The organism is Bacillus sp. TH25 (assembly GCF_016650935.1).
GTDB classification, from domain to species: Bacteria; Bacillota; Bacilli; order Bacillales; family Bacillaceae_G; genus Bacillus_A; species Bacillus_A mycoides.
The window spans coordinates 174,637-201,630 of the sequence record NZ_JAEKEU010000036.1; the positions used below are offsets into that span (position 1 = coordinate 174,637).

23 protein-coding genes and 1 other RNA gene are annotated in these 26,994 nt (G+C 37.1%); 4 read left to right on the forward strand and 20 right to left on the reverse strand.

From position 1 onward, the window contains the following. Nucleotides 1–120 precede the first annotated feature (120 nt). The 3 genes from JFT89_RS16640 to JFT89_RS16650 all read left to right on the forward strand — a co-directional run bounded on the left by JFT89_RS16640 (nt 121) and on the right by JFT89_RS16650 (nt 2,594). Nucleotides 121–702 carry a beta-class carbonic anhydrase gene (locus tag JFT89_RS16640; RefSeq protein WP_002068213.1) on the forward strand — a complete coding sequence of 194 codons (582 nt, stop codon included), beginning with the start codon at nt 121–123 and terminating at the stop codon, nt 700–702. A gap of 34 nt (nt 703–736) precedes the next feature. Beyond that, nucleotides 737–1,186, forward strand: a complete 450-nt coding sequence (gene cynS / locus JFT89_RS16645) for a cyanase (RefSeq protein ID WP_001081567.1) — start codon at nt 737–739, stop codon at nt 1,184–1,186. Between the two features lie 127 nt (nt 1,187–1,313). Further along, nucleotides 1,314–2,594 carry a purine/pyrimidine permease gene (locus JFT89_RS16650; protein ID WP_002068211.1) on the forward strand — a complete coding sequence of 427 codons (1,281 nt, stop codon included), beginning with the start codon at nt 1,314–1,316 and terminating at the stop codon, nt 2,592–2,594. A gap of 51 nt (nt 2,595–2,645) precedes the next feature. Here the strand turns inward: JFT89_RS16650 and alo are convergent, their stop codons facing one another. The 14 genes from alo to JFT89_RS16720 all read right to left on the reverse strand — a co-directional run bounded on the left by alo (nt 2,646) and on the right by JFT89_RS16720 (nt 18,679). After that, nucleotides 2,646–4,184 (reverse strand): anthrolysin O/cereolysin O family cholesterol-dependent cytolysin Alo, encoded by a 1,539-nt coding sequence (gene alo, locus JFT89_RS16655; protein ID WP_201040377.1) that lies wholly within the window; start codon nt 4,182–4,184, stop codon nt 2,646–2,648. Nucleotides 4,185–4,753: 569 nt separating this feature from the next. Next, nucleotides 4,754–5,506: an iron ABC transporter ATP-binding protein gene (locus JFT89_RS16660; RefSeq protein ID WP_002144935.1), complete on the reverse strand. Its 753-nt coding sequence runs from the start codon at nt 5,504–5,506 to the stop codon at nt 4,754–4,756. Then, nucleotides 5,503–6,567 (reverse strand): iron chelate uptake ABC transporter family permease subunit, encoded by a 1,065-nt coding sequence (locus JFT89_RS16665; RefSeq protein WP_002144933.1) that lies wholly within the window; start codon nt 6,565–6,567, stop codon nt 5,503–5,505. The genes JFT89_RS16660 and JFT89_RS16665 overlap by 4 nt, the downstream gene beginning before the upstream one ends. Next, entirely contained in the window at nt 6,564–7,580 is a 1,017-nt protein-coding gene (locus JFT89_RS16670; protein WP_002159921.1) for an ABC transporter permease, read from the reverse strand. Before JFT89_RS16670 ends, JFT89_RS16665 begins: the two co-directional genes overlap by 4 nt. Nucleotides 7,581–7,599: 19 nt before the next feature. After that, entirely contained in the window at nt 7,600–8,613 is a 1,014-nt protein-coding gene (locus tag JFT89_RS16675; RefSeq protein WP_016096559.1) for a siderophore ABC transporter substrate-binding protein, read from the reverse strand. A 480-nt stretch (nt 8,614–9,093) separates the two neighbouring features. Beyond that, on the reverse strand, nt 9,094–9,771 hold the full coding sequence (locus JFT89_RS16680; RefSeq protein ID WP_002068199.1) for a response regulator transcription factor: 678 nt from the start codon (nt 9,769–9,771) through the stop codon (nt 9,094–9,096). A gap of 781 nt (nt 9,772–10,552) precedes the next feature. Continuing rightward, on the reverse strand, nt 10,553–12,040 hold the full coding sequence (locus JFT89_RS16685; RefSeq protein ID WP_201040378.1) for a serine hydrolase domain-containing protein: 1,488 nt from the start codon (nt 12,038–12,040) through the stop codon (nt 10,553–10,555). A 528-nt stretch (nt 12,041–12,568) separates the two neighbouring features. Next, nucleotides 12,569–12,923, reverse strand: a transfer-messenger RNA (tmRNA) gene (ssrA, locus tag JFT89_RS16690). A 125-nt stretch (nt 12,924–13,048) separates the two neighbouring features. Beyond that, nucleotides 13,049–13,516 (reverse strand): SsrA-binding protein, encoded by a 468-nt coding sequence (smpB, locus tag JFT89_RS16695; protein WP_016096557.1) that lies wholly within the window; start codon nt 13,514–13,516, stop codon nt 13,049–13,051. A gap of 214 nt (nt 13,517–13,730) precedes the next feature. Then, the gene (gene rnr / locus JFT89_RS16700; RefSeq protein WP_374191879.1) at nt 13,731–16,157 is read right to left on the reverse strand and encodes a ribonuclease R; all 2,427 of its coding nucleotides are present in this window, start codon (nt 16,155–16,157) and stop codon (nt 13,731–13,733) included. A 222-nt stretch (nt 16,158–16,379) separates the two neighbouring features. Beyond that, entirely contained in the window at nt 16,380–17,120 is a 741-nt protein-coding gene (locus tag JFT89_RS16705) for an alpha/beta hydrolase (RefSeq protein WP_162836430.1), read from the reverse strand. Nucleotides 17,121–17,282: 162 nt separating this feature from the next. Beyond that, nucleotides 17,283–17,516 carry a preprotein translocase subunit SecG gene (gene secG, locus JFT89_RS16710; protein ID WP_002144925.1) on the reverse strand — a complete coding sequence of 78 codons (234 nt, stop codon included), beginning with the start codon at nt 17,514–17,516 and terminating at the stop codon, nt 17,283–17,285. A 96-nt stretch (nt 17,517–17,612) separates the two neighbouring features. Further along, entirely contained in the window at nt 17,613–18,305 is a 693-nt protein-coding gene (locus JFT89_RS16715) for an LrgB family protein (protein WP_016096556.1), read from the reverse strand. Further along, nucleotides 18,302–18,679 carry a CidA/LrgA family holin-like protein gene (locus JFT89_RS16720; protein WP_002016064.1) on the reverse strand — a complete coding sequence of 126 codons (378 nt, stop codon included), beginning with the start codon at nt 18,677–18,679 and terminating at the stop codon, nt 18,302–18,304. Before JFT89_RS16720 ends, JFT89_RS16715 begins: the two co-directional genes overlap by 4 nt. A 286-nt stretch (nt 18,680–18,965) precedes the next feature. On the opposite strand from JFT89_RS16720, the gene JFT89_RS16725 reads away from it, so the two are divergent. Beyond that, on the forward strand, nt 18,966–19,916 hold the full coding sequence (locus tag JFT89_RS16725) for a nucleoside hydrolase (protein ID WP_002068185.1): 951 nt from the start codon (nt 18,966–18,968) through the stop codon (nt 19,914–19,916). Between the two features lie 50 nt (nt 19,917–19,966). Here the strand turns inward: JFT89_RS16725 and eno are convergent, their stop codons facing one another. The 6 genes from eno to cggR form a co-directional block, all read right to left on the reverse strand. After that, nucleotides 19,967–21,262, reverse strand: coding sequence for a phosphopyruvate hydratase (gene eno / locus JFT89_RS16730; protein ID WP_002034740.1), 1,296 nt, complete (start codon nt 21,260–21,262; stop codon nt 19,967–19,969). A 30-nt stretch (nt 21,263–21,292) separates the two neighbouring features. Continuing rightward, on the reverse strand, nt 21,293–22,822 hold the full coding sequence (gene gpmI / locus JFT89_RS16735) for a 2,3-bisphosphoglycerate-independent phosphoglycerate mutase (protein WP_002129880.1): 1,530 nt from the start codon (nt 22,820–22,822) through the stop codon (nt 21,293–21,295). Further along, nucleotides 22,819–23,574: a triose-phosphate isomerase gene (gene tpiA / locus JFT89_RS16740; protein ID WP_002016069.1), complete on the reverse strand. Its 756-nt coding sequence runs from the start codon at nt 23,572–23,574 to the stop codon at nt 22,819–22,821. The genes gpmI and tpiA overlap by 4 nt, the downstream gene beginning before the upstream one ends. Before the next feature lie 32 nt (nt 23,575–23,606). Further along, nucleotides 23,607–24,791, reverse strand: a complete 1,185-nt coding sequence (locus JFT89_RS16745; protein ID WP_002016070.1) for a phosphoglycerate kinase — start codon at nt 24,789–24,791, stop codon at nt 23,607–23,609. 139 nt (nt 24,792–24,930) lie between these two features. Then, nucleotides 24,931–25,935 carry a type I glyceraldehyde-3-phosphate dehydrogenase gene (gene gap, locus JFT89_RS16750; RefSeq protein WP_002016071.1) on the reverse strand — a complete coding sequence of 335 codons (1,005 nt, stop codon included), beginning with the start codon at nt 25,933–25,935 and terminating at the stop codon, nt 24,931–24,933. 26 nt (nt 25,936–25,961) lie between these two features. Continuing rightward, complete coding sequence (gene cggR / locus JFT89_RS16755; RefSeq protein WP_002089545.1) at nt 25,962–26,990, reverse strand: gapA transcriptional regulator CggR; 1,029 nt, start codon at nt 26,988–26,990, stop codon at nt 25,962–25,964. Between the last annotated feature and the right edge of the window lie 4 nt (nt 26,991–26,994).

Consider the following 26,994-nt stretch of genomic DNA (forward strand, 5'->3'; position numbering starts at 1 on the left):
TCGATACAATTCACTATACTTAGTTTATCCTCTTACATCACATTATTTATCAGTTATATTCACTTATAACATAGAGGACGTAACAAAAAAATACATCTAGATTTAAAGGAGGTTACAAATATGTTATTACAAGATATTCTATCGTTCAATGAACAATTTGTAGAAAATAAGGAATACGCTCCTCGTGAAGCGACAAAAATGCCTCAAAAACGTATGGTTGTTGTTTCTTGCATGGATGCTCGTTTAATTGAGCTACTTCCAAAAGCTTTAGATATACACGATGGTGATGCAAAAGTTATCAGAAATGCAGGTGGTAAGATTGCTTCTCCTTTCGATAGTGTTATGCAAAGTGTTATAGCATCAGTATATGATTTAAATGCAGATGAAATCTTCCTTATCGGACACCATAGATGTGGTGCGAGTCAAACTAATCCAAAAGGAACACTTCAAAAAATATTAGATCGTGGAGTAGCTTCACCCGAAATTTTATCAGCGATTGAATATGCTGGTGTTGACCTTAAAAAATGGTTATTTGGATTCGATGATGTCAACGGTTCAACTCAAGCTAATGTTGATTTAGTAAGAAATCATCCACTTATTCCAAAAGATGTTCCTGTACATGGTTTAGTTATTGATCCTCACACAGGTAAATTAGATTTAGTAGTTGATGGATATAAAGCATTAAATGGTATGAAAAATTAATTATTATTACTTAAATGGAAGGAAGTTATTAGATATGAATAGACAAGAAGCTACGCAAAAAATTATGGAAGCAAAAATTGCAAAAGGTTTAACATGGGAAGAAATTTCAAAGGTAAGTGAAAACTCTGAGACTTGGGTTGTAACAGCGTTATTAGGACAAGCTACAATGACACGTCCAGAAGCAGAAAAAATCGGAAAACTATTAGAATTAGATGAAGAAGTAGTTCAAGCATTAACAGTAGTTCCACTTAGAGGTCAAGTAATGCAAATGCCTCCTACTGACCCAATTTTATATCGATTATATGAAATGATGTTACAATACGCACCAACTCTTAGAGAATTAATTCTAGAAAAAGCTGGCGAAGGTGTAATGAGTGCAATTAACTTCAATCTAGGTGTGGACACACAAGAAGATCCAAAAGGTGGCGACCCTCGTATCGTGATTACACTTAACGGGAAATTCTTACCGTTCCGTACATGGTAATTAATTAAAAATCCATCTATATAATTAAAGTAATTTTATAGATTTACAAAATCCATCCTTTTTAATCTAGCTGTGTAGAAAGGATGGATTTTTACTATGAAATTCTTTTTCGGCAAAGGAGACTAATATGAATAAAAAATACTTTGATACGAGCTTTAGTATTCTACAGTGGTTTGTGTTTTTATTAGCAAATGCAATTGCATTGCCTATAATTATTGGTGGCATATTCCATTTATCAATAGAAGATATCTCAACATTAATGCAACGAACTTTTTTAGTTGTAGGAGTAAGTTCATTTATACAAGCATGGTTTGGGCATCGCTATCCCATAGCGGATGGGCCAGCCGGTTCATGGGTAAGTATATTTGTCATATTGGGACAAGTCGCTATGCATCAGGGACAAAGTGCAAAGGATGTATTACAACTTCTAGAAGGCGGATTAATTATTGCAGGTATATTACTCTTCGTCCTTGGTATAACAGGGCTTGTTCATCGAATTCTACGTTTATTTACACCCTTGGTTACAGGAACTTTTCTTTTAATATTATCTCTTCAGCTTAGTGGTGTGTTACTAAAAGGAATGATGGGATTACAAGGAGCTGTAACTCATCCTGATTATACAACGGCTGCTATTGCGCTCTTTGTTTTTGCCCTTATTACTTTCTTATCAATTAAAGGGAACGGATGGATGAAAAGTTACGCTGTGTTACTTGGAATTTCATGTGGTTGGCTTTTGTATGCTGTATTAGGAAAATCATCTCATATGCCTTCACACACACCGTTAGTTAAGTTACCAGAGCTATTTTCTTGGGGCACACCTAGATTAGATATTGGAATGGCTCTAACTGCAACTTTATTTACATTTCTTTTAGTTGCAAATACAATCGCTGCTATTTCGGCTGTAAAACAAGTGGCTCCGTTATCTAAAGAAAATGAAAAGCAAATACTGAACCGCGGCGTGTGGGCCGGAGGCATATCGCATATTATCTCGTCGTTGTTTTCTACAATTGGAATTGTACCATTACCTGCATCAGCAGGATTTATTCAACTAACAGGACAAAGAAAAGTGAAGTCGTTCCTTATAGCAAGTCTTATATTAGCAGGAATTTCTTTTATTCCTTCAATTGTAAACTTTATATCCTTGCTACCAGGTCCTATTGCTAATGCCGCACTTTTAGCAACATTTGTCCAAGTAATAGGCATTTCATTTCAATCCATTTTACGTGAAGAATTAAATCAACGCCGATTAACTATATTAGGAATTTCATTATTAATCAGTTTGGGAATAATGTTTCTTCCAGAAAGTGCATTTAGCGGAATTCCTTCTTCCTTACAATATGTTTTAAGTAATGGATTACTTATGGGTACCATGCTTGTCATTCTATTGGAACAGTTTTGGAAAGAGTGAAATTTGTGACTAAGTAAAAAAGCGCCCTGCTTACAGGGCGCCTTTTTATACCTAATGACTAATACTAGCAGTTGGGTATAATGTTGTTCCTCCAATTGAAACTTTTATTTCATTTGTTAATGGAACATTTTGTTCATTAATAATTGTTCTCCACCATTCCCATGCAAGACCAGTACATTCTCTTGCTACGATTTTTATATTTTTTGAATTTGGTGGAAGAGGGATAACTGTAGAGTAATGAGCCGTTTTGTCTTTGCCGCTACCATCCCATGTTTTATGTGTTAGTACTTCTTTACCATTTTGATCAAATGTGAATTCATCCCAAGATACATCAAATTGCGCAACGTAAGCACCGTAATGATCCAGTGTCATTTTAGCACTTGAATATTCTGTAGTTGTCGTCTCGATATAATCTGTATTGTTATGAACAGCAGCAGTTGCATTATCTTTTAAAAAAGTACTTGTATATGAAATTGGGTATGCTGGATTTTTAAGACTTAATTCAGCATTATCTTTAATGATATTTCGGATTTCATTGAAATCTTTAGTAACAACCTTGTTATGCTCTTTCGCATCTCCGCCTAATACTACAGCAGTAAAAGTACTTTCTTCAAAAATATCTTTGTACTGTCCATTCGTTTCGACGCTGTTATTCTTAAGTAAGGCTTTAAAAGCAACTTGTACATCTTTGCTCTTAGATGTTGTTTCTAATTTTACATAAACAGTTCTACCATAAGCTACATTTGAGACCATAACAGGTGGGGCCGAATTACTTACACCTTTACGAGTTAACTCACCAAAAGTAACACTATTATCAAAAAGGTCGGATGGATTGTTAGGTAGTTCAGCACTTACGGTATAAAATATTTGCTTATATGCCGCTACCATCACTTTTTTCTCTCCATTTGCAATCGCATTAAAATCAATGTTTAGACTGTTATCAAGATATTTAGCGTTAACGTTAAGGGCACTTGCGATTTGTGATTTACTATAAACCATAGATTCTGTATACTGCATTCTTGCGGGTAACGTATGTGTTTTAGAATACTTTTCATTCCAAGTAGATACTAAATCATCTACTGCTCCAGCCACATTACCATATGTCGGATTTTGGACAGTAATTGTATTTTCTTTTCTCATGCCAGGTAAGTCTATACTAATATTCAAAGGCTTTCTCTTAGCCACTAATAAACTCGGTTGATTGTCTGCAAAAGCTTTATTTGCAAGTTGTACCGCTCCTGGATACGTACGATTCACCACAGAATCAATAATCGAAATATCGACTGGTGAAGTTGTAAGTGATTTTTTCTCGCGTTCCACTACTACAAATTTACCATTCGAATTGATACTTTCTTTCGGAACAAAACTCTCTACTTTATCACCATTTACAGCTAAAATCTCTTGATTATTATATTTAAGATTTGCTATACCAGTATCAATGCCACTAGCATTTTTGGTTACATCAGTTGCATTACCTACTTGTGTTTCTGCGAAGGAAATAGATGAATAATTAATAGTGCATAGACTAACTAATAAACACGCAAGGAACTTTCTTCTTTTGGTTATTTTCTTAATATTCAGAAAAATCACCCCGTTCTTTTTTTAGTAAGATATGATAATGATTGATAAATGCTAGCTAACTAATAAACCTACATAAATGCTTTCAAAAGTTCTTGAATTAACGGGATTACGCCACCTACAAATTTCAAAACTGCCATTGCGATTTCCATATTATTTCCTCCTTTTTTATTGCTACGAAAATGTGATTTATCTTTATGCCCTCATTATAGTGACCCCTTACACTTTTATCAATACACTCTTATATGCAATATTACATACAAAAAAAACAAGCTGAATTCTTATAAAAAGTTATACAGAGATAAATTTTTCGTTTGGTGAATACTTGAAAATGCGAAGCGTTCCTTTGCATTTCATGAGTAATTTACAAGTTTATTGTTGGAAGCATCGCAGGACCGGAAGTAATGAAATACATGCAGGACTGTTACGAGCAGCCAAAAATATTAAGAGTTATCATGGGCAACCGCATTAAAAAAAGCTGCTGCCTATAAAATACAGACAGCAACTTCAACTAGAGTAGCTGGCATAATTTACGCAAGCTACAGTATTTTTTTAACATACTCATTTTTTACACTTTGTAACTAATAAACAGCGATTGGCCCATAAGGACCATTGATAATTTCTATTTTTGTTTCAAAAATATCTGTCAAAATTTTTGGGTCCATAACCTCTTCTACTGTTCCAAAAGCAGCAATTTGTCCATCTTTCATAGCACAAATTTTGTCAGAGTATTTAGCAGCAAAATTTATGTCATGCATAACAGTCAAAATTGTTCTTCCGAATTCATTAGCTGCACGTCTCAAATGCTCCATCATTTGAACAGAACGAGCAACATCAAGGTTGTTCAGAGGCTCGTCCAAAAGTACATATTCAGTCTCTTGGCACAATACCATCGCTACATATGCTCTTTGCCTTTGACCACCAGAAAGCTCATCTAAATATCTATTCTCTAAATTAGTTAAATCCAAGAAATCGATATATTTAGAAATAATAGATTCATCCTCTTTAGTTAACCTTCCCTTTGAATAAGGAAAGCGCCCAAATCCAACTAGTTGTCTAACAGTAAGCCTCGTTACAAAATGATTTTCTTGTCGCAATATAGTCAAAACTTTTGCTAAGTCTTTTGATTTGGATTCAGAAACATCCATATTCGCTACCTGAATTTGACCTTCATCCATATCTAAGAGTCTTCCAATCATCAAAAGTGTCGTTGACTTTCCAGCTCCATTTGGTCCAATTAAAGAAGTAAAGCCCGCTTTTGGTATTTCAATATCTAAAGGTCCTATTTTTACCTTATCAGTATAGAACTTTTTAACGTTATCAATTTTTATCATAAAGCCCTCTTCCTTAAAACTATAGTTAAGAATATTATTCCACCAAATAATTCGATAATAACTGAAACTACACCTTGAGCATGGAATACATGATACATTAAAAAGTATGCACTCGTCATTATCAAAAATCCTATAGCAAAAGCCATTGGAAAAATATATCTATGATCATAAGTTGACGCCGCCTGATAACTCAAAGTTGCTACTAAAAAGCCGTAGAAAGTAAGTGGCCCAATTAGAGCTGTTGAGATGGACATTAAAATAGCTACTAATACAAGCGTATAAATTACACTAGGTTGATATTTAACCCCAAAAGAAGTAGCAACATCCTTTCCTAGTGACAAAACATTCAAATTCTTAGAATGAGCCAAAATTAATACTGCTACAATTATGACCATAGGAATTACAATAGGAAAATATGCAGGATCTGCATGATTAACAGAACCAAATAACCTTGCTTGTAAAATATCAAACTCTGAAGGCGCAAGTAGTTTTCTCATGAAAGTTGACACAGAATTTAGCCCGGTACCAATAATAATTCCAACTAAAAGCATAAGTTGTAAATTCCCGTATTTACCGGAAAGTAACCATCCATAAAGTATCAAACTCATGAAGACCATAACAACAACTTGAAATAAAAATGATCCAATTCCACTAAAATTTATCAATGCACTAGCACCAAAGAAGAATATTGTACTCGTTTGAATTGCTGAATAAAGTGATTCGAAACCTAAAAGCGAAGGAGTAATAATTTTATTATTCGTAATAGATTGGAAAGCAACTGTCGACAAACTATGACAAACTGCAGCAATAATCATAGCAACAATAGCTACTATCCTTCTCTTAACAACTGGGATAAAAGAAGGTGAATCTATCGGAACTGGATTGTTATAAACTAAAAGTCCATATGAAGAAAGGAGGCCTAAAGCAATCAATGTTATCAGTAAAATCCAATAACGTCTTGCTTCCTTCTTAGAACGAAAAGCACTAGCTGATCTACTTTCATTATGAAGGCTAGAATCGATTTCGACATTTTCTTTATTTCTATATTCTAATGTGATCATCGTAGCCTCCTTGGTTTTCTTTGTCTCAATAAAATAGTAATAAACACGACTGCTCCCACTGTTGCAAGTATTAAAGAAACAGGTACTTCAAACGGCTTTATAATTGTTCGAGAAATGATGTCACAGGCAGTTATTGTCCCCATTCCGATCACACATACCCAAGGTAAATTACTCCTAAGATCATCACCTCTAAACATTGAAACAATATTTGGCACAATTAATCCCAAGAAAGGTAAGTTTCCAATAACAGCTGCAACAATTCCAACAGCAACAGAGATAAGACCAGTCCCAAAAAGAACAATTCTATTGTAATTAACTCCAAGGCTTGTTGCGACATCTTCTCCTAGTCCAGCTAAAGTCAATCTATTAGCATACATAAAAATAAGCAAAGTAATGATAACAATCAGCCATAAATATTCATATCTTCCCACCTGAATGTTAGCAAATGAACCTACAAACCAAGTTTCAATACTTTGCGTCATTTGAAAAAGGAGTCCCAAAAAAGTAGACACTGCAGAAATAACTGCTCCAAGCATCAATCCGATAATCGGGACAATTAAAGACGAACGAAGTTTAACTCTTCTTAAAAATAGAAAGAAAATCATAGTTCCTATAAAAGAAAAAATGATTGCACCAGTCATTCTTTGAACTAAAGTCGGGGCAGGAAATAATAAATATACAAAAAGCAGGCCTAAGCCTGACCATTCAATAGTCCCCGTTGTAGTAGGTTCAACAAAGCGATTCTGTGTAATGAGTTGCATTACGAGCCCTGCCATCGCCATTGCAGCTCCAGTAAGCATTAATGCTACTGTTCTCGGAACACGAGTTATGAAAAACATCTCCATTCCGTCCTCTTGTCCACGTATATCATAAACTCCAGTAAACAGTGATATAATCCCCAAAATTATAACAATCATAATCGCTATTATAAAAGGTTTTGTCCATATTTTATTGTGATTATAAAACTGGGGTTGAGAAATATTCTCAACCCTAGAAATCATATTTTTTGACACTGTTTCGTACTCCTTTACACTACTTAGCTAAAATTTTCGCAATATTTCCAAACAACTCTATATAAGTCTCAATTGATTCATTTGTGTAAGTATCTGCTGGTGCATAAACAATTTGTTTTTTAGAAACAGCAGTTGTGTTTTGAAGAGCAGGTGATTTAGAAATAACATCCTGAGCAGGAGCTGAAGTAGCAGCATCAGATGTTGCAGCATCACGATCTAATACGAAAAGCCAATCAGGATTTGTTTGTGCAATAGCTTCAACAGAAACGTCATCACCTTTATGACCTGCAGTAGAATTAGACACTTCTAGTGCTGGAGTCCAACCGAAAATCTCATACATTGGTCCCCAAACGCGACCAGAGTGAGGAGCAGCAAAACCAATATTCCCACCAGTAACGATAACACTCATAACTTTATCTTTTCCATTATAAGCAGATTTTACATTTTCAATAGATTTATCAAAATCAGCTACTAATTTTTTAGCTTCTTTATCTTTATCAAAGATTTTTCCTAAAGAAATTGTAGAATCTTTAAGTCCTTTTACTAAGTTTTCTCCAGGCTTAGTAGCTTTCTCAGAAACATCAACATTAAGATCAATAACAGCTGCATTTGGCACTAATTTTTTGATCTCTTCGTAATGGCCAGCAAATCTTTGACCAACGATTACAAGTTCAGGGTTTGCTGCTGCAATAATTTCAAGATTTGGTTCGCGGTGATTTCCAATATTTTGAACTTTACTATCCTTTACATATGCTGAATCTGCAGGCATTACATCCTTTGGAGCAGCCGCTAATTTAATTCCCCAATCAGCTAAAGTTTCAAAAGTTCTATTATCCAAAGCAACTACATTTTTTGGATTTACAGGGACTTTAACAGTTCCATGTGCATCAGTGATTTCAACTGTTTTTGGCTTATCACTACTATCACCTTTATTAGCTTTCGAAGTTTCCTTACTTGAATCTGAGCAAGCTACTAACATTAAAGTGAAAATTGCTAAAATACTTACTAATTTTAAAAGCATAGTTTTTTTCATACGTATACTCCTTATAATGTAATTTAGTTCGAAAATGATAACGTCCATAGATTAAATTAGATAGTAACCTTTATGCATCTAAATTGCTATTGATAATCATTTTCATTTGAATATCCTGTTAATAAGTATAGTCATTAATTATGTGAAAATCTTGTGAATGGTGTGAGTTAATAAAACTAAACATAAATTAGATACAGTCTCATCTAATGCGCACCAGAGTCATCCCCCACACGTACTAATCAATAGATTGGGCACCTTATAAACCATGATTTCTACTGCAAAAAAATGCCCATTAATAGCTAATTTTTCATAATCCATTGCCTGGTAGCAATCTTCTTTTTATAGTTTCCGTCTTTTAATATTTCACAGAAACTATTTGATTATCAGGTTTAATAGAAAAAACGAGTAAAACTGTATGAAATAGTTTTACTCGTTTTTTCTATTATGACAAACTGTACTTTACCTATTATCTTATTTTTATCATTCAACCATTGAATAGCCTCTGCCATGTATCGTTTGAATATATCTCTCTTTCTTCTCGCACTTTAACTTTTTTCTTACATACCCAATATATAAGTCTACTACATTTGGATTGACTACTACGTTATATCCCCAAACCTGATTCAAAAGCATTTCACGGCTCAATATTGTATTTTTATTCTTAATTAAAAATACAAGTAAATCGTACTCGCGCTTCGTAAGCGAGAGATTTTTACCACCTTTTTTCACAATATGGCTAGATGCATCAACAAAGAGATCTTTAAACTGAAAAAAGTTTGTCTCATTTTGCTGGATACAGTCACTTCTCCTTAAAATAGCTTGAACCCTGGCTACTAATTCTTCTTTCGCAAATGGTTTTCTTATATAATCATCTGCTCCTGCTTGTAACCCTGCTACGCAATCCTTGCTAGAAATATTGTCGGTCACAATAATTATCGGTGTCGTTTTAACTAATCGTATTTGTCTACAAATTTCTGGTCCCGATATACTTAATGAATCCCAATCCAATACGATAATATCCCAATCTTGTTCATATATTATATTTAAACCTTGGTTTTCATTGTGAAGTTTTAAAATGAAATAGCCTTCTTGCGTTAGACCGCTTACGATTTTCTTTGCTAAAGACCGTTCATTCTTAATTACCAACACCTGCTTCACCGATGGTTCACCTCTACTTCAATATAACTTAGTTAGATAAAAATTATTCCGAAAAAATAATTTAAGATTTATAAATTTTAAATTCCTAAAAAATCCACTATAACAGCTTATTAGGAGAACTCTATATAATCTTACAATAGATATGGATGAAAACACAAAACATATGAAGATTTAAATAAAGCGAAATATTCATATAAGCTCCCCGCCGGGCTTTGACGGGATAAAATTGTAACCATTAAGGGAGAACACACACAAGATGCATTGAGGATGGAATTGAAAGAATCGAAGAATTAGATACATTCTATTTTTAGAAGCGTAACTTTGCCGTAAACAAAAAGAACCATAACCCTGCCAATCCGGTAAAATTACGGTTCATATCATACAAAATGTGACTTTACCCATAAAGTTGCCGCTAAAGGAAGCATATCCTTGCCGGAAATTACATGTTTTTGAGGAGATTTAGTTGATTGTTCGAGGGAAAAGGAAGCATATCTTTGCCGTGGATAAATTATTAACCCATAAGCTTGCCGTGAATGCTGTTGGTTTGTAATAAAGTTTGATCAAAAGCATGCTACAAAAATTGATTTTTCAACAGAAGAAACCCAAACATTTTGAAAAAAGTTTGATCAAAATGCTTGGGTTATTTGTTGCTAGTGAATAATTTTTTATAAAAAGTTTAATCATTTTTCTACCTGTGTTTACTCCACAATCGCGCCCGATTGTGGAAGATCTTAATTTATTAAATTCAACATAAAATAGCTCATTATTTCATTTGTGAATACTACTTTCTTTCTAATAAAGATACCTTTTTGGTAATAATTAGCCATAATACGAATAAATAATAAATGATAATTGTTGCTATTCCAATATAATAAAACATCGAAATTGAAGTTGGTCCCCATACTCTAATATACTCCCAATACATATTGAGTATTTTAGGAGCCACCATCACAAGTATTAAAATCACAGCTACAAACAGTGAATGGAACACAAATAGAAAAATTCTCTTCCCTTTCAACAATGCCCAAGCTCGTTGTTTTCTTTTAAACTTCCATAAGTTTCTTAGCAATAAAATACTAAAAATTATCCCTAGACAGCCAATAATAATACAGAGAATCGTTAAGACTTTATCCCCCTTTTGATATCCGTCAGTATGATTCAAGTTAACATTATTTCCTTCCCATAAATCCATCACGCTTTTACCTATTGCTGTTGTAAAGGTTGTATCCATATTGGATAAAATGGCTACCCCTATTTGTTCATCAGGTTGCATGATGAAATAAGAAGAAAACGTTGGATTTGCCCCATCGTGCCATATGTATCGTTTGTCATTCTTTTCCTCAACTCTCCACCCACTTGCATAATAGGTGTCTTGAAGGATAGGCTCTACGGATTGATCAGGGATGTGCGATTGTTCGATCGTTTGTTTACTGATCGTATCGTTTTGGATGGCTCCTAACTGTATGTTTAACCATTTTGCGATATCGTTTGTATTGCTGACAATATAACCAGCAGGTATATTTCCTCGATAAATAGGCGGTGTATATTCTTGCTCTCTCATGAATCCTATTTTATAACCAGTTGCCAACTCATCAGACTGAACTTGATGTAAGCCAACATAGGAATCCTTCATTCCGATTTGTTCTAATAATTGTTCTTTTATATTCAAGTCATATGGCTGCTTTGAAACATTCTCAATGACTAGCCCCAAAACGTCATAATTGATGGTAGCGTATTCAAATGAGCTACCTGGTTTACGATTCAAAGGCTGATCAAGCAGGGTTCTTACTGTTAATTCAAGTGCGTTCTCGGCGTTACTTTCAGGAATATGTACAATGGTGTTCGAAGCAATCCCGCTGGTTTGATGAAGCAATTGATTTATTGTAATGGTCTGTGGTTCTCCTTCATATTCTAACTCCAGCCATGGGATGTATTTTCGTACATCATCAGTTCGTTTTAATAATCCTTCTTTTTCTAATTGTAAAATGGCTAGACCTGTAAATGCTTTTGATGTTGATGCTAGTTCAAATAATGTTTGGGAAGTAACAGGGATTTTCTCCTTTACATCTGCGTACCCGAAACCTTTTTGATAAACTGTTTTTCCCTTCTCTACAATAACTACCGATATCCCAGGAATTTGACTAATTTCCATTTGTTCTTCAACAAATTGTTCAATCTTATGAATTTTATCATTTGAGTCTGCATGAGCTATTGGAATCAAAGTATTTAGTCCTAGAATTATAGCGACCATTAGAATTATTTTTCCCATCTTTTTCTCCACTCCTTTCTATAGGTGAAATTGATCGAGATATTCCCACAATAAACCTATAATAACATAATTATCCTACGCTGGAATTAATATCTCGTTAAGATTGTTAAAATGCCCAATGGGATAAAGACCGCTCTTTTACAATTCAATTAAACTGGCCGTTTAAGTGCAAAACTTTACAATCACTTCTGTATTTATAAGATAAATATCCAATTTTCTTATATATGATGTTCAACAATCTGGCCCTTTAGTGGAGTAACTTTATTGCCGCCCAACAGTTCCTTAATCCGCCTTTCAGTTCAGATTTTCTTTTCACTATAAAAACATCCCTTTAGATAAACAGATCCAAAGGGACAAAACATCGCATCTTTTTTATAAGCACCGTGACTTTATTTAAAAGCGACATTAAAAATATTCTTCAAATCCTGGAAGCATAAGTTTGCCGCAAACAAAAAGAACCATAAGCTTGCCGGAGCGGCAAACTTATGGTTCATATCACACAAAATAAAAAAACCACCAAATATGTATTGGTGGAGACGGTGGGAGTCGAACCCACGTCCAAAAATATCGGCACTTAAGCTTCTACGAGTGTAGTCGATATATTAGCATTTCGCGAACTCTTCGGCCTATCGACAGGCTTCCAAGTTGCTAGTCTGATTGTTCTCTTCCTTCGCCCTCAGACGGCGAACTCCGGCGTAGTCCACTTAGTTTGAGTCCCTTACCCTACCACATGGACGATGGAGGGAGGAACCTTTAGTGCAATTAAGCAGCTAAAGAAAGATTGTTTTGTTTGCCAATTATAGGCTTTGACGTTTTAACGAGGCCGATCCCCTCGACTCGCAACCTAAGCTCGAACTATCCCTGTCGAATCCGTAACGTCCCCATGATAAAAATGGAGCATACGAAGAAATATCGTGATAGCTACTAAGAGCTGTTTTTCAATGTGCAACAATCTTACATAAGTTATTATAACATACGCGTGCCGTTTTACAAATGTAAATATCTGTATTACATCTTTTGACGATCACGGAACACGCGTGCAATTTCACGTTTAGCTTCTTTCTCTTTTAAATCGTGACGTTTATCATATTGCTTCTTACCTTTTGCTAAACCAAGTGCCATTTTTGCAAATCCATTTTTCAAATAGATTCTAAGTGGAACTAATGCGTAACCCGTTTCTTTTGCATAACCTGCTAGCTTATCAATTTCTTTTTTATGAAGAAGTAATTTTCTCGTACGAAGCGGATCATGGTTAAAACGATTCCCTTGCTCGTACGTATTAATATGCATATTATGAACCCATACTTCACCGTTATGTATACGTGCAAACGCATCTTTCAAGTTCACGCGACCAGCGCGAATCGACTTAATTTCCGTTCCTTGAAGGACAAGCCCTGCTTCGTATGTTTCTTCGATGAAATAATCATGAAATGCTTTTTTATTTTGCGCAATAACCTTACCTGTACCTTTTGGCATATAACGTCCCTCCTCTATTTTTACCATTGTAACAAATGTTATTAAAAAGCGAAAGTGGCTCGCTCAGAATGTGAGGTGGATGGAGCCTCTGACCTTGAGGCGCTCTTTGCCTCCTGGGAAGAAGCGAAGCCGCCAAACATTCTAGCCACTGTAGCTGGATTCAACAAAAAGCGAAAGTGGCTCGCTCAGAATGTAAGGCGAAGCCACTCTTTTCTTACTTGCGCTTTTTCTTTTTCTTCTTGAATCCTGGTACATTTTCAAAGAATCCTTTTTTCTTCTTACCATTACTATTACTATTACTATTACCATCTTTTTTCCCTGGCTGACTAGCGGATGTGGATGCAGATGCTTTTCCTTTTCCTTGTCCACCACGATCAAACTTTCTTCCTGTGCCGCGTTCACCACCGCGCTCATTACTACGTTCGCTACGTCCACCGCGTTTCTTTCTGCCTGTTCTTGGCTGTTCAATCACAACTGGACGATCTTTGAACTTACGACGAGGTGTGCCTTTCATGCCAACGATTTCAAAGTCGATTGCGCGCTCGTCTTTATTTACGTTAATAACACGAATTGTAATTTCGTCACCGATGCGGAATACGTTACCTGTACGTTCTCCAATCATCGCAAAATGTTTTTCGTCATAACGGTAGTAATCATCTGTTAAATAGCTAACGTGTACAAGACCTTCAATTGTATTTGGAAGCTCTACGAATAAACCGAAGTTTGTTACAGAGCTAATCATACCGTCATACTCTTCACCGATCTTATCAACCATATACTCTGCTTTTTTCATTTCGTCTGTTTCACGCTCTGCTTCAACAGCGCGGCGTTCCATATTAGAAGAGTGCTCTGCAATCTCAGGTAAGTTTTCACGCCATTTCGCTTGCGTTTCGTTGTCTACTTTACCATTAATGATGTATTCACGAATCAATCTATGAACAATCGTATCTGGGTAACGACGAATTGGCGATGTGAAATGCGTGTAGAACTCAGTTGATAAACCAAAATGTCCTAAGCTGTTCGAATCGTAACGTGCTTGCTTCATAGAACGAAGCATAACTGTTGAAATGACTATTTCTTCCGGCTGACCTTGAACCATTTCAAGAATTTGTTGCAATGCACGAGGGTGTATTTCATTCGCACGTCCCTTTACTGCATATCCGAAGTTTGTTACAAACTCGAAGAAACGCTCAAGCTTATCTTCTTTCGGATCTTCATGGACACGGTACATAAACGGTACGTTCATCCAGTGGAAATGCTCCGCTACTGTTTCGTTCGCAACAAGCATAAACTCTTCAATTAACTTCTCTGATACAGAACGATCACGCATTACAACATCAGTCGGTTTTCCTTCTTCATCTACTAGTACTTTCGCTTCTTTAAAGTCAAAGTCAATCGCACCACGGCGCATACGTTTTTCACGTAAAATTTGTGCTAACTGCCCCATTTCTTTAAACATTGGCACTAGCGGCTCGTAGCGTTCAATTAGCGCTTCGTCTTCATCTTCTAAAATGCTTCTTACGTCAGCATACGTCATACGCTCTGTCGTTTTAATTACACTTTGGAAAATCTCGTGTTTTACAACATCACCTAGATTGTTGATTTCCATTTCACAAGATAGTGTCAGACGGTCTACTTTCGGATTTAATGAACAAATACCGTTTGATAAACGATGCGGAATCATCGGAATTACACGGTCTACAAGATATACACTCGTTGCTCTCTCTGCTGCTTCAACATCAATTGGAGAACCTTCTTGAACGTAATGACTTACATCCGCAATATGAACGCCAAGCTTATAGTTACCGTTCTCAAGCTTCGTTACTGTAACAGCGTCATCTAAGTCTTTCGCATCCGCACCATCAATTGTAACAATCATTTGATCACGTAAATCACGGCGATCTTTTATATCTTCTTCTGAAATCGTTTCTGGTACACTGTTTGCATGCTCCATCACTTCTTCAGGGAATGCTAAAGGTAAATGATGTTTATGAATGACAGATAAAATATCTACTCCTGGGTCATTTTTATGACCTAGAATTTGAATAACTTCACCTTCTGCGCTTAAACGGTTCTCTGGGTAGCCCGTAATTTTCACAACTACTTTATGGCCTTCTACAGCGCCCATAGATGCACTTTTCAAGATAAAAATGTCACTTGTCCAGCGTTTATTATCAGGTATAACAAATCCAAAGTTCTTTGACTCTGTATATGTACCAACTAGTTCCTTCGTTCCACGCTCTAAAATACGAACAATCGCGCCTTCTTGGCGTGATCCACTTGATTGTGCGCTAACACGTGCTAATACTGTATCACCATGAAGTGCACCATTTAATTCTGTCGGCGGGATGAAAAGATCATCATCTCCTGTTTTCTTCTCTTCTGGAACGACGAACGCAAAACCACGTGCGTGCCCAATTAATTTACCGCGTACTAAATTCATTTTTTCTGGAAGACCGTAGCGGTTACTACGTGTGCGGATAACAAGCCCCTTCTCTTCCATCATTACAAGTGCCTTTACGAAATCTTTAAAGCCCTCAGAGCCTTCGATTCCAAATGCCGATTCTAATTCTTGTATCGTTAACGGTTTATACGCTTCTTCCCTCATAAATAATAACAACTTATCAATATGTTCTTGCATGATTTCTTCCAAGCAGAAATACCTCCTTTAAACCCTTATATTATTTAGTGTATCCGAAAGATGGGGGATGTATAAAGTGAAACTTTAATCATCTCCCAATGATTTTTTACAGCTTTCATAAAGTGTAACTTTAACCAGTGGTTTTTTGTCCGTTCCCACTGATTATTAGCCCACAAATAGCGGGATAAAAATTCCCTTATGAAAAAAAGAGGCAACTAGACCTTACCAATCTAGTTGCTCCAAGAAGTTATATACATCCTCATGTAGCACATCACGTTCTTTATCAAGTGTAATGACATGCGTAGAGTCTTCATACCATTTAATGTCTTTTAACGTAGATTCTACACCGTTATAAATAATGTTAGCACTATCTGTATTAATCATCTCATCATGACGTGCTTGTACAACGAATGTTGGAGCATAAATCATATCAACATTATTGCGTACGTCACGAATCAACTCCTGTAATGCTTTTAATGTATTCATTGGTGTCTGTTTAAATTCAAACATTTCCTGCTCAATTCGTTCTGGTGATTTTTGCTCACGCTTTTTATATTCGCGGGCATATGCCAATATACCTTGGTACATAATTTCTTCACTTTTAATGTACATCGGTGCACACATTGGTACAACACCTAAAATCGGTAATGTATAAGCAAGTTTTAATGAGAATACTCCGCCTAATGATAATCCAACCGCAGCTATTTTCTCGTAACCTTGATCTTTTAAATGCTGGTAGGCATTCATTACATCTTTCCACCAGTCTTCAGGGCCTGTATGAACAAGCTCTTCTGGTGGTACGCCGTGTCCTTTATAAATTGGTGCATGACAAGTATAGCCTTTCTTCTCTAAGAAACGCCCTAGCATGCGTACGTCAGCTGAGTTCCCTGTGAATCCATGTAATAATAAAACAGCGCGGTCTCCACCTTCAAATGTAAATGGTTTCGGAGATGCTAATTTCATCATGTACTTCTCCTCTTTCTCTTCTGTAATCTAGTCGTATTCTTTCTATTCTTAGTGTACCATATTTATAATTCTATAATCTAATTAGAAACTTTTTTTGAATAACAAATTAAAAAAGAAGAACCATTAGCACAAATCAGCTAACGCTTCTTCTTTTTAACTCTATAAATTTAAGTACGTAACACCAATTGTTAGTACGAAGAATAATACAGCTAAAACAACTGTAATACGGTTTAATACCGCTTCAATTCCACGTGCCTTTTGCTTACCAAACAATTGCTCTGCACCACCTGAAATAGCGCCTGAAAGGCCTGAGCTATTACTAGACTGCATAAGTACCATAACAATCATTAAAATCGATACAATAATAAGTAAAACTGATAATAACGTATGCACTTGGCGTACCTCCTACAAAGATTCAGTTAGTTTAAATGTTAGCATAAATCCTATAGAAAAGCGAGAGCCTATAGTGTCGCTCTCGCTTTTCTTCTATTACATAAACACCATTGCGAATAACGGTCCGAGCAAACATGTCAAAATTGCTGTTAATGTCATTGTTACCGATCCAATAACACCTTCATGCTCATTATTTTTCATCGCTCTCATAACACCCATAATATGAGAAGCACATCCAAAGCCAATACCTTTACCAACTGAGTTTGTAACACGGCTCCATTTTAATAAAATTGGTCCTGTAATTGTTCCAGTAATACCTGCGATAACGACGAAGGCTGCTGTTAAGGACGGGACACCACCAACTTGTTCAGATACACTCATCGCAACTGGCATTGTCACTGATTTTGGTAAAGAAGATAAAATTAAGCTTTTATCTGTTCCCATAAGTGAGGCAATAGCGAAATCACTTGCAATAGCAACCGTTGTACCTACTAATACACCACCAGCAATTGGTACAACATATTTTTGCAGGACATGACGTTGTTTATAAAGCGGGATTGCAAATGCTACAACACCTGGTCCGAGTAGCTTCGCAATCCAGCCACCACCACTTTCCATATAATTTTGATATGGTATATCAAGCATTATAAATAAGAAAGCCATTAATCCTGTTGCAACAAGCATTGGAATGGTAAATGGTGTTGGAAATAATTTGTAGATTTTTTTAGATAATTGATATAATAGCACCGTAAAAAGAACCCAACCGATTCCGATTAATATTTGGCTCATTGTGTCTCTTTTTCCTTTCTATTCGCAAGATATTGTCCTGTATGTCCTGCGACAATAATAATTAAAAACGTACTCGCTACAACTGTAATGAAAAGGGAAATTCCTTTACTCATAAAAAAAGCACCGTAATTCATTAAGCCAAGCGTTGGCGGAATTAATAAAAACGGCATAATAGCAACGAGTGTTTCTGCTCCTAAATCAAACCATTTCACTGGAAGTACTTTTAGGCTAAGCAAAACAAGTAGGAGGAACATCCCAATCAAACTTCCTGGAATCGGAAGATTCAACATTTCTTGCACCCAATTTCCAACCATATAAAATACATAAAGAGCAGCAATTTGGACAAGAATCTTTGTAAGTTTCATGTTCATCATCCCTCATGTTTATACGATCTTCTGTTAATATCCTTATCATAGTATAAATTGTAAAAACCTGCAATTTATCAAATCGACAACGAAAACCCACTATATTATACGCTTACACCCTTGATATGACTGCGTTTCCCAATGTAATTTATGTCAAAAACCTTGACCTAATATATAAAGTTTATATTTTCTGAATTTTGATGGTTATTATTTTAATAAAACAAAATCCTTCACTCCATTTTTATTCTGCCTTCTCTCTAGCACACATATATATATAAAGGTAGGTGGTGAACGTATGTCTAAAAAAATTCTCATTTTTTGTGATCCTGGAATCGACGATGCGATAGCCCTCCTCCTCGCATTCTTTATCGATGAAATTGAAATTGTTGGGATTGTCGCTGATTACGGCAATGTTCCAAAAGAAATGGCCGTACAAAATGCTCATTTTCTTAAACAAAAATCAAGAAATAGAGATATGAAAATATTTGGTGGTTCAGACCGTCCTCTCAATGGAGGTCCACCCGCTTTTTTTACTAATATTCACGGTAAAGAAGGGTTAGGGCCAATCATCCAAAATGAAAAGTTACAAAACGGAGAAATGGAGAATTTTTTTGAAGTTATCCCTCTTATCGAGCAGTATAAAGACGAACTAATCATTGTAAGTTTAGGGCGACTCACTTCCCTAGCTGCTTTATTTATTTTATGTAAAAACTTAATGCAGCAAATTAAATCTTATTATGTAATGGGTGGTTCCTTTCTGCACCCAGGTAATGTAACTCCCGTATCAGAAGCGAATTTTTATGGCGATCCAATCGCGGCTAACATTGTATTACAATCTGCATCCAACATGTACATATACCCGTTAAATGTAACTCAGTATTCCATCGTTACACCTGATATGGCTGAATATATTGAGGCGAAAGGAAAGGCTTCTCTCGTCAAACCTCTATTCGATCATTACTACTATGGATATTACGAAAAAATTTTACCACAATTAAAAGGCTGCCCTTTTCATGACACGATACCGATATTAGCTTTACTTGATAATTCTATGTTTACCTACTACAAATCACCAATTACCGTCATGACCGAATCTTACGCTCAAGGAGCAAGCATCGGTGATTTCCGCTCTTTAGTAGGATCAAGCCCATTCACCAATCGGCCCTCGCAGCAAATTGCTATCGATTTTGATTATAATCTCTTCTTTAAATACTTCATGTCACTTATGACAGACGAACAATTTTAGCAAAAAAAAACAGACCGTGATTTCTCACGGTCTGTCGTTATTTTCTACAATTATCGTTTGATATTGTAGAAAGATTGTAAACCAGCGTAAACAGCGATTTCGCCTAGCTCGTCTTCGATACGTAATAATTGGTTGTACTTAGCAATACGGTCAGTACGGCTCATAGAACCAGTTTTGATTTGGCCAGCGTTAGTTGCAACTGCGATGTCAGCGATTGTAGCATCTTCAGTTTCACCAGAACGGTGAGATACAACTGCTGTGTAACCAGCACGTTTAGCCATTTCGATTGCTTCGAAAGTCTCAGTTAAAGTACCGATTTGGTTAACTTTAATTAAGATTGAGTTAGAGATACCTTTTTCGATACCTTCAGCAAGCTTTTGAGTGTTAGTTACGAATAAATCGTCACCAACTAATTGTACTTTATCACCGATACGCTCAGTTAATAATTTGTGACCATCCCAGTCGTTTTCGTCTAAACCATCTTCAATAGAGATGATTGGGAAGTCTTTGCAAAGCTCTTCGTAGAAATCAACCATTTCTGCAGAAGTTAAGCCAGTACGGCCTTCGCCTGCAAGGTCATATTTACCAGTTTCTTTGTTGTAGAACTCAGAAGAAGCAACGTCCATTCCTAAGAATACGTTCTCGCCAGCTTTGTAACCAGCTTTTTCGATAGCTTCGATGATTACTTCTAATGCTTCACGGTTAGAACCAAGGTTTGGAGCGAATCCACCTTCGTCACCTACTGCAGTGTTAAGACCTTTGTCATGTAATACAGCTTTAAGTGCATGGAATACTTCAGCACCCATACGGATTGATTCTTTGAATGTTGGAGCACCAACTGGTAAGATCATGAACTCTTGGAAGTCAACGTTGTTATCAGCGTGAGAACCACCGTTGATGATGTTCATCATTGGAGTTGGTAATTGTTTTGCATTGAATCCACCAAGGTAACGGTATAATGGAAGACCTACAAAGTCAGCTGCTGCGTGAGCTACTGCCATAGATACACCAAGGATAGCGTTAGCGCCTAGTTTACCTTTGTTTGGAGTGCCATCTAATTCGATCATAGCACGGTCGATACCAGCTTGGTCAGTTACGTCGAAACCAACGATTTCTGGAGCGATTGCTTCGTTAACGTTGTTTACTGCGTTAAGAACACCTTTACCAAGGTAACGAGATTTGTCACCGTCACGTAATTCTACTGCTTCGTGCTCACCAGTAGATGCACCACTTGGTACGATAGCGCGTCCGAATGCGCCGCTTTCTGTGTAAACTTCTACTTCTACAGTTGGGTTACCACGAGAGTCAAGGACTTCGCGAGCATAAACATCAATAATTGTTGACATAATAAATTCTCTCCTTTTTATATAAGCAAATTATTTAATAATTGTTTTACCTGTCATTTCTTTCGGTTGTTCCACATTTAAAAGTGTAAGCATTGTTGGGGCGATATCTCCTAAAATACCACCTTCACGAAGCTCTACATCATTTTTTGTAACGATGAAAGGAACCGGGTTAGTTGTATGAGCTGTCATAGGACCGCCTTCAGCAGTTAACTCCTGATCGGCATTACCATGGTCAGCAGTAATAAGTGCTACACCATCTTTTGCAAGAATCGCTTCTACAACTTTTCCTAAACATTCGTCAGTTGCTTCTACTGCTTTAATTGTTGGTTCCATCATCCCAGAATGGCCAACCATATCACAGTTTGCAAAGTTAAGAATGATAACATCATGTTTATCATTTTCGATGTCATTTACTAAAGCGTCCGTTACTTCATAAATGCTCATTTCAGGTTTCAAGTCATACGTTGCAACCTTCGGTGAGTTAATTAAAATACGCTCTTCTCCTGGGAATTCAGCCTCACGACCACCGCTAAAGAAGAATGTAACGTGCGGATACTTTTCAGTTTCCGCGATGCGAAGTTGCTTTAATCCCGCTTGCGCAACAACTTCACCTAATGTGTTATCAAGGTTCATTGGCTTGAATGCCACGTAACCATCTACAGTTTCACTGAAATGTGTCATACAAACGAACTCAGGAATGTGAGGTACTTTTTCACCACGATCGAACTCACGGAAGTCTTCGTTTGTAAATACACGAGCAATTTGAATTGCACGGTCTGGACGGAAGTTATAGAAGATAACTGCATCATCATTATTGATTGTTGCAACTGGCGTGTCATCTTCGTTAACAATTACAGACGGCAATACGAATTCATCATGAATACCATTTGCATAAGAGTCTTCTACACACTCTTCTGCTGATTTATAAGTAGGGCCTTCACCATTCACCATAGCACGGTAACATTTTTCTACGCGATCCCAGCGCTTGTCACGGTCCATGGAGTAATAACGACCAGAGATAGTCGCGAATTGTCCTACTCCTGTTTCTTTAATCACTTCATTTGTTGCATCGATATAACCTTTTGCTGTTTGTGGTCCAACATCGCGGCCATCTAAGAATGCATGGATATATACTTTCTCCACGCCTTCTTTTGCTGCTAAGCGAAGAAGAGCAAACATATGGTTCATGTGACTGTGCACACCACCATCAGAAAGTAAACCGAATAAATGAAGAGCAGTACCTTTTTCTTTCACGCTTTTAATTGCATTTTGGAAAGTTTCGTTCTGATCGAACTCACCTTCACGAATTGCAACGTTTACGCGTGTTAAGCTTTGATATACGATGCGGCCAGCACCGATATTTAAGTGACCAACCTCTGAGTTACCCATTTGACCTGCTGGAAGACCTACTTCCTCACCAGAAGCTGTAAGCGTTGTGTGAGGGAATTTGTTCCAGTAACCATCAAAATTAGGTTTCTTAGCTTGTGCTACAGCATTCCCGTAAGTTTCTTCACGTAGTCCGAAACCATCAAGAATGATTAAAGCTGTTGGCTTTCTCATTTTACCGCCCCCAGAAGACCTAAGAACGAAGCAGGCTCTAAGCTAGCACCGCCAACTAAAGCGCCGTCGATGTCAGATTGTGCCATATACTCTTTAATGTTTTCTGGTTTTACGCTACCGCCGTATTGAATACGAACAGCTTCTGCAGCTTCTGGAGAAACAGCTTCTGCAACAACTTTACGGATGTGCGCACATACTTCATTTGCATCTGCAGAAGAAGAAGATTTACCTGTACCGATAGCCCAGATTGGCTCATAAGCGATAACAGTTACTTTAACTTGCTCTTCTGTTAAACCTGCAAGTGCTTTTGTTACTTGACCTGCTACTAGATCAAATGTTTTTCCGCTTTCGCGCTCTTCTAAAGTCTCACCACAACAAACGATTGGTGTTAAACCATGTTCAAATGCTGCAAGAGTCTTTTTATTTACTGACTCGTCTGTTTCAGCAAACATTTCACGACGCTCAGAGTGGCCAAGTACTACGTAGCCTACTTTTAAGTCGCTAAGTGCTACTGGGCTAATTTCGCCAGTGAATGCACCATTTTTTTCGAAGTGCATGTTTTGTGCACCTACTTGTAAGTCAGTTCCTTCAGCCTTTGCTACTAAGCGCTCTAAGAATAGAGCTGGCGAACAAACTACTGCATCAACAGCTGAAGCTGCTGGGATTTGACCTTTAACTTCCTCTACGAAGCTAACTGCTTCAGATAGAGTTTTATTCATTTTCCAGTTACCTGCGATAATTGGTTTACGCATGCTTTGCACCGTCCTTTTTCTTTGGCTGCTACTTATTTGTCGTTAAGACAAACTACACCTGGAAGTTCTTTACCTTCCATGAATTCTAATGACGCACCGCCGCCAGTAGAAATGTGGCTCATTTTATCAGCCATACCGAATTTTTCAACAGCTGCTGCAGAGTCACCACCGCCGATAACAGAGTATGTATCTTCTGCATCTGCTAATGCTTGCCCTACTGCTTTTGTACCTTCTGCGAATGGAGTCATTTCGAATACACCCATTGGTCCATTCCATACAACAAGCTTAGAGTTTTTAATTACATCTGCATAAATTTCACGTGTTTTAGGACCGATGTCCACGCCTTCCCAAGTAGAAGGAATAGAGTCGATACCAACGATTTGAGTTGTTGCAGTTTCAGAGAATTCCTCAGTGATTACAACATCAACTGGCATGTAGAAGTTTACGCCTTTTTCTTTTGCAAGTTGCATAAATTCTTTAGCTAGTTCAATTTTGTCGTTTTCACATAGAGATAGACCAATTTCATGACCTAAAGCTTTAACGAATGTATAAGCAAGTCCGCCACCGATGATTAAGTTATCTACTTTGTCTAATAGATGACGAATTACACCGATTTTATCTTTTACTTTCGCACCACCGATGATAGCTGTGAATGGACGTTCTGGGTTAGAAAGTGCTTTACCTAATACATCTAACTCTTTTTCCATTAATAAACCAGATACTGCTGGTAGGTAGTCTGCGATTCCTGCTGTAGAAGCGTGAGCACGGTGAGCTGCACCGAATGCATCGTTTACGAAGATATCAGCAAGAGCTGCAAATTCTTTCGCAAGTTCTGCATCGTTCTTTTCTTCGCCCGCATAGAAACGTACGTTTTCAAGAACTAATACGTCGCCTTCGTTCATTGCTGCAACCATTTCTTGTGCAACTGGTCCGAATGCTTCGTCCGCTTTTTTAACATCTTTACCAAGAAGCTCGCCTAAACGTGCTGCTACTGGAGTAAGACGTAATTCTTCTACTGCTTGACCTTTTGGACGGCCTAAATGACTTGCTAAAATTACTTTCGCACCTTGCTCTATTAAATATTGAATTGTAGGAAGAGCTGCACGGATACGAGTTTCATCTGTAATTTTGCCTTCTTTCATAGGTACGTTGAAATCAACGCGGCAAAATACACGCTTACCTTTTAAATCTACGTCACGAATTGATTTTTTGTTCATTGGATTTCCCTCCGACTACTAGTTAGGATTGACAAAACCCATTCAAAAGCTTAACACATTTGCTTCTAAAACGAAAGAAGAGAGAGAGGGAACAAACCCTCTCCCTCGTTTTGTCATTGATTGCTTATATACTTAAGAATTAAAGACCTTTAGAAGTCATGTATGCAGCTAGGTCTACTACGCGGTTAGAGTAACCAGTTTCGTTATCGTACCAAGAAAGTACTTTAACCATGTTACCTTCCATTACCATTGTAGATAATGCATCGATTGTAGAAGAAGCTGTACATCCGTTATAGTCGATAGATACTAATGGCTCTTCGCTGTATCCAAGGATACCTTTTAATTCGCCTTCAGAAGCTGCTTTGAATGCTGCGTTTACATCTTCAACTGTTACTTCTTTGTCAAGTTCAACAACTAAGTCAACAAGAGAAACGTTAGCAGTTGGAACACGTACAGCGCCGCCGTTTAATTTACCTTTAAGTTCTGGTAATACTAATGCTACAGCTTTAGCAGCACCAGTAGATGTTGGGATCATGTTTTCAGCTGCTGCACGAGCACGACGTAAATCTTTATGTGGTAAGTCTAAGATTTGTTGGTCGTTAGTGTAAGAGTGAATTGTTGTCATCATTCCGCGTTTTACGCCGAATTTTTCGTTTAATACTTTAGCGAATGGAGCTAGACAGTTTGTAGTACAAGAAGCATTAGATACTACGTTGTGGTTAGCTGCATCGTATTGTTCGTGGTTAACACCCATAACTACAGTGATATCTTCGTCAGAAGCTGGAGCTGAGATGATAACTTTCTTAACTGATCCACCTAAGTGTTTCTCAGCGTCTGATTTTTTAGTGAAACGGCCAGTAGATTCTACTACTACTTCTACTCCGTAGTCGCTCCATGGTAATTGAGCTGGGTCACGCTCAGCGATAACTTTAATTTCTTTACCGTTAACAACGATGCTGTTTTCGTTAGCAGATACTTCTGCATTTAAAGTTCCGTGAACTGTATCATATTTTAAAAGGTGAGCTAATGTTTTAGCATCTGTTAAGTCGTTGATTGCTACTACTTCTACCTCAGAGTTGTTAAGAGCTGCGCGGAATACGTTACGTCCGATACGTCCAAATCCATTAATACCAATTTTAGTCATTTAAATTTCCTCCTTGGGGGATTATATTAAAGGGTAATACCCTTTGTTAATTGTTTTGCTGCACCTTCATCTGTAATTAGAATTGAAGTGTGCCCTTGCTTTATTACAGCCTGTATTGCCTTTGCCTTTGAAGAACCTCCAGCGACTGCAACAACGTGAGATACATGTTGTAAATCTTCAAGTTGCATACCAACTGTTCTTACTTTATGAACAACATTTCCTTGTTCATTAAAGTAGTAACCGAAAGCTTCGCCAACTGCTTCGCTTGCCTGAATCTTTAACCAATCTGCTTCTGAAGTATTTCTGCGACGTGCCATTGTTAACGCATCACCAATTCCATGAATGACGATATTGGAAGATCGAATCAACTCAAGAACTTCTTTCACGGAGGGCTCTGTTACAATAGACGCATATGCTTCGCTACTAACGTGATCTGGAACATACAATAAGCGATAATTACTCATCGTATTTTGTGCCATTTTGGCGCAAATGGTATTGGCTTCTAACTCGACACCTTCTCCAATTCCACCACGTGCTGGGACAAATAGCATATGTAAATCTTTGCAATCAAGTTGCATCATGTCCGCAGCAGCAGCTAGCGTAGTTCCTCCAGCCACAGCAACGATATTATTCACTGTCAGACGGTCTTTTATACAAGTCACACAAGCACGGCCCATCTCCAGTTTGACCCAAGGTGATTCATCACTATCACCAGGGACAACGAAAACTTCATCCAAGTCTAATGTTTCCTTAAGTTGTTTTTCTAAAACCTTTAACCCGGAAATTTCTTTCATAAAGTCTTCCAAAGCAAGAACTAAAGCTGTTCCTTCTTCTGTCAAAGTCATTCCAGAAGAAGCGACGTGAACTAAGTTTTGTTCTTTCAAAACTTGAACTTCACTTCGCAATACTCGTTCTGTCATACCGAGACTTGCAGATAAGTTTCTTCTTCCAATCGGCTGCATAAGCCTAATGTACTGAAGCACTTGCATTCTCGTTTGCATAACAGGTAGCAGATCAGGTAATAATTTTTTTGTGTTCTGAATCCATGAGCGCATATCT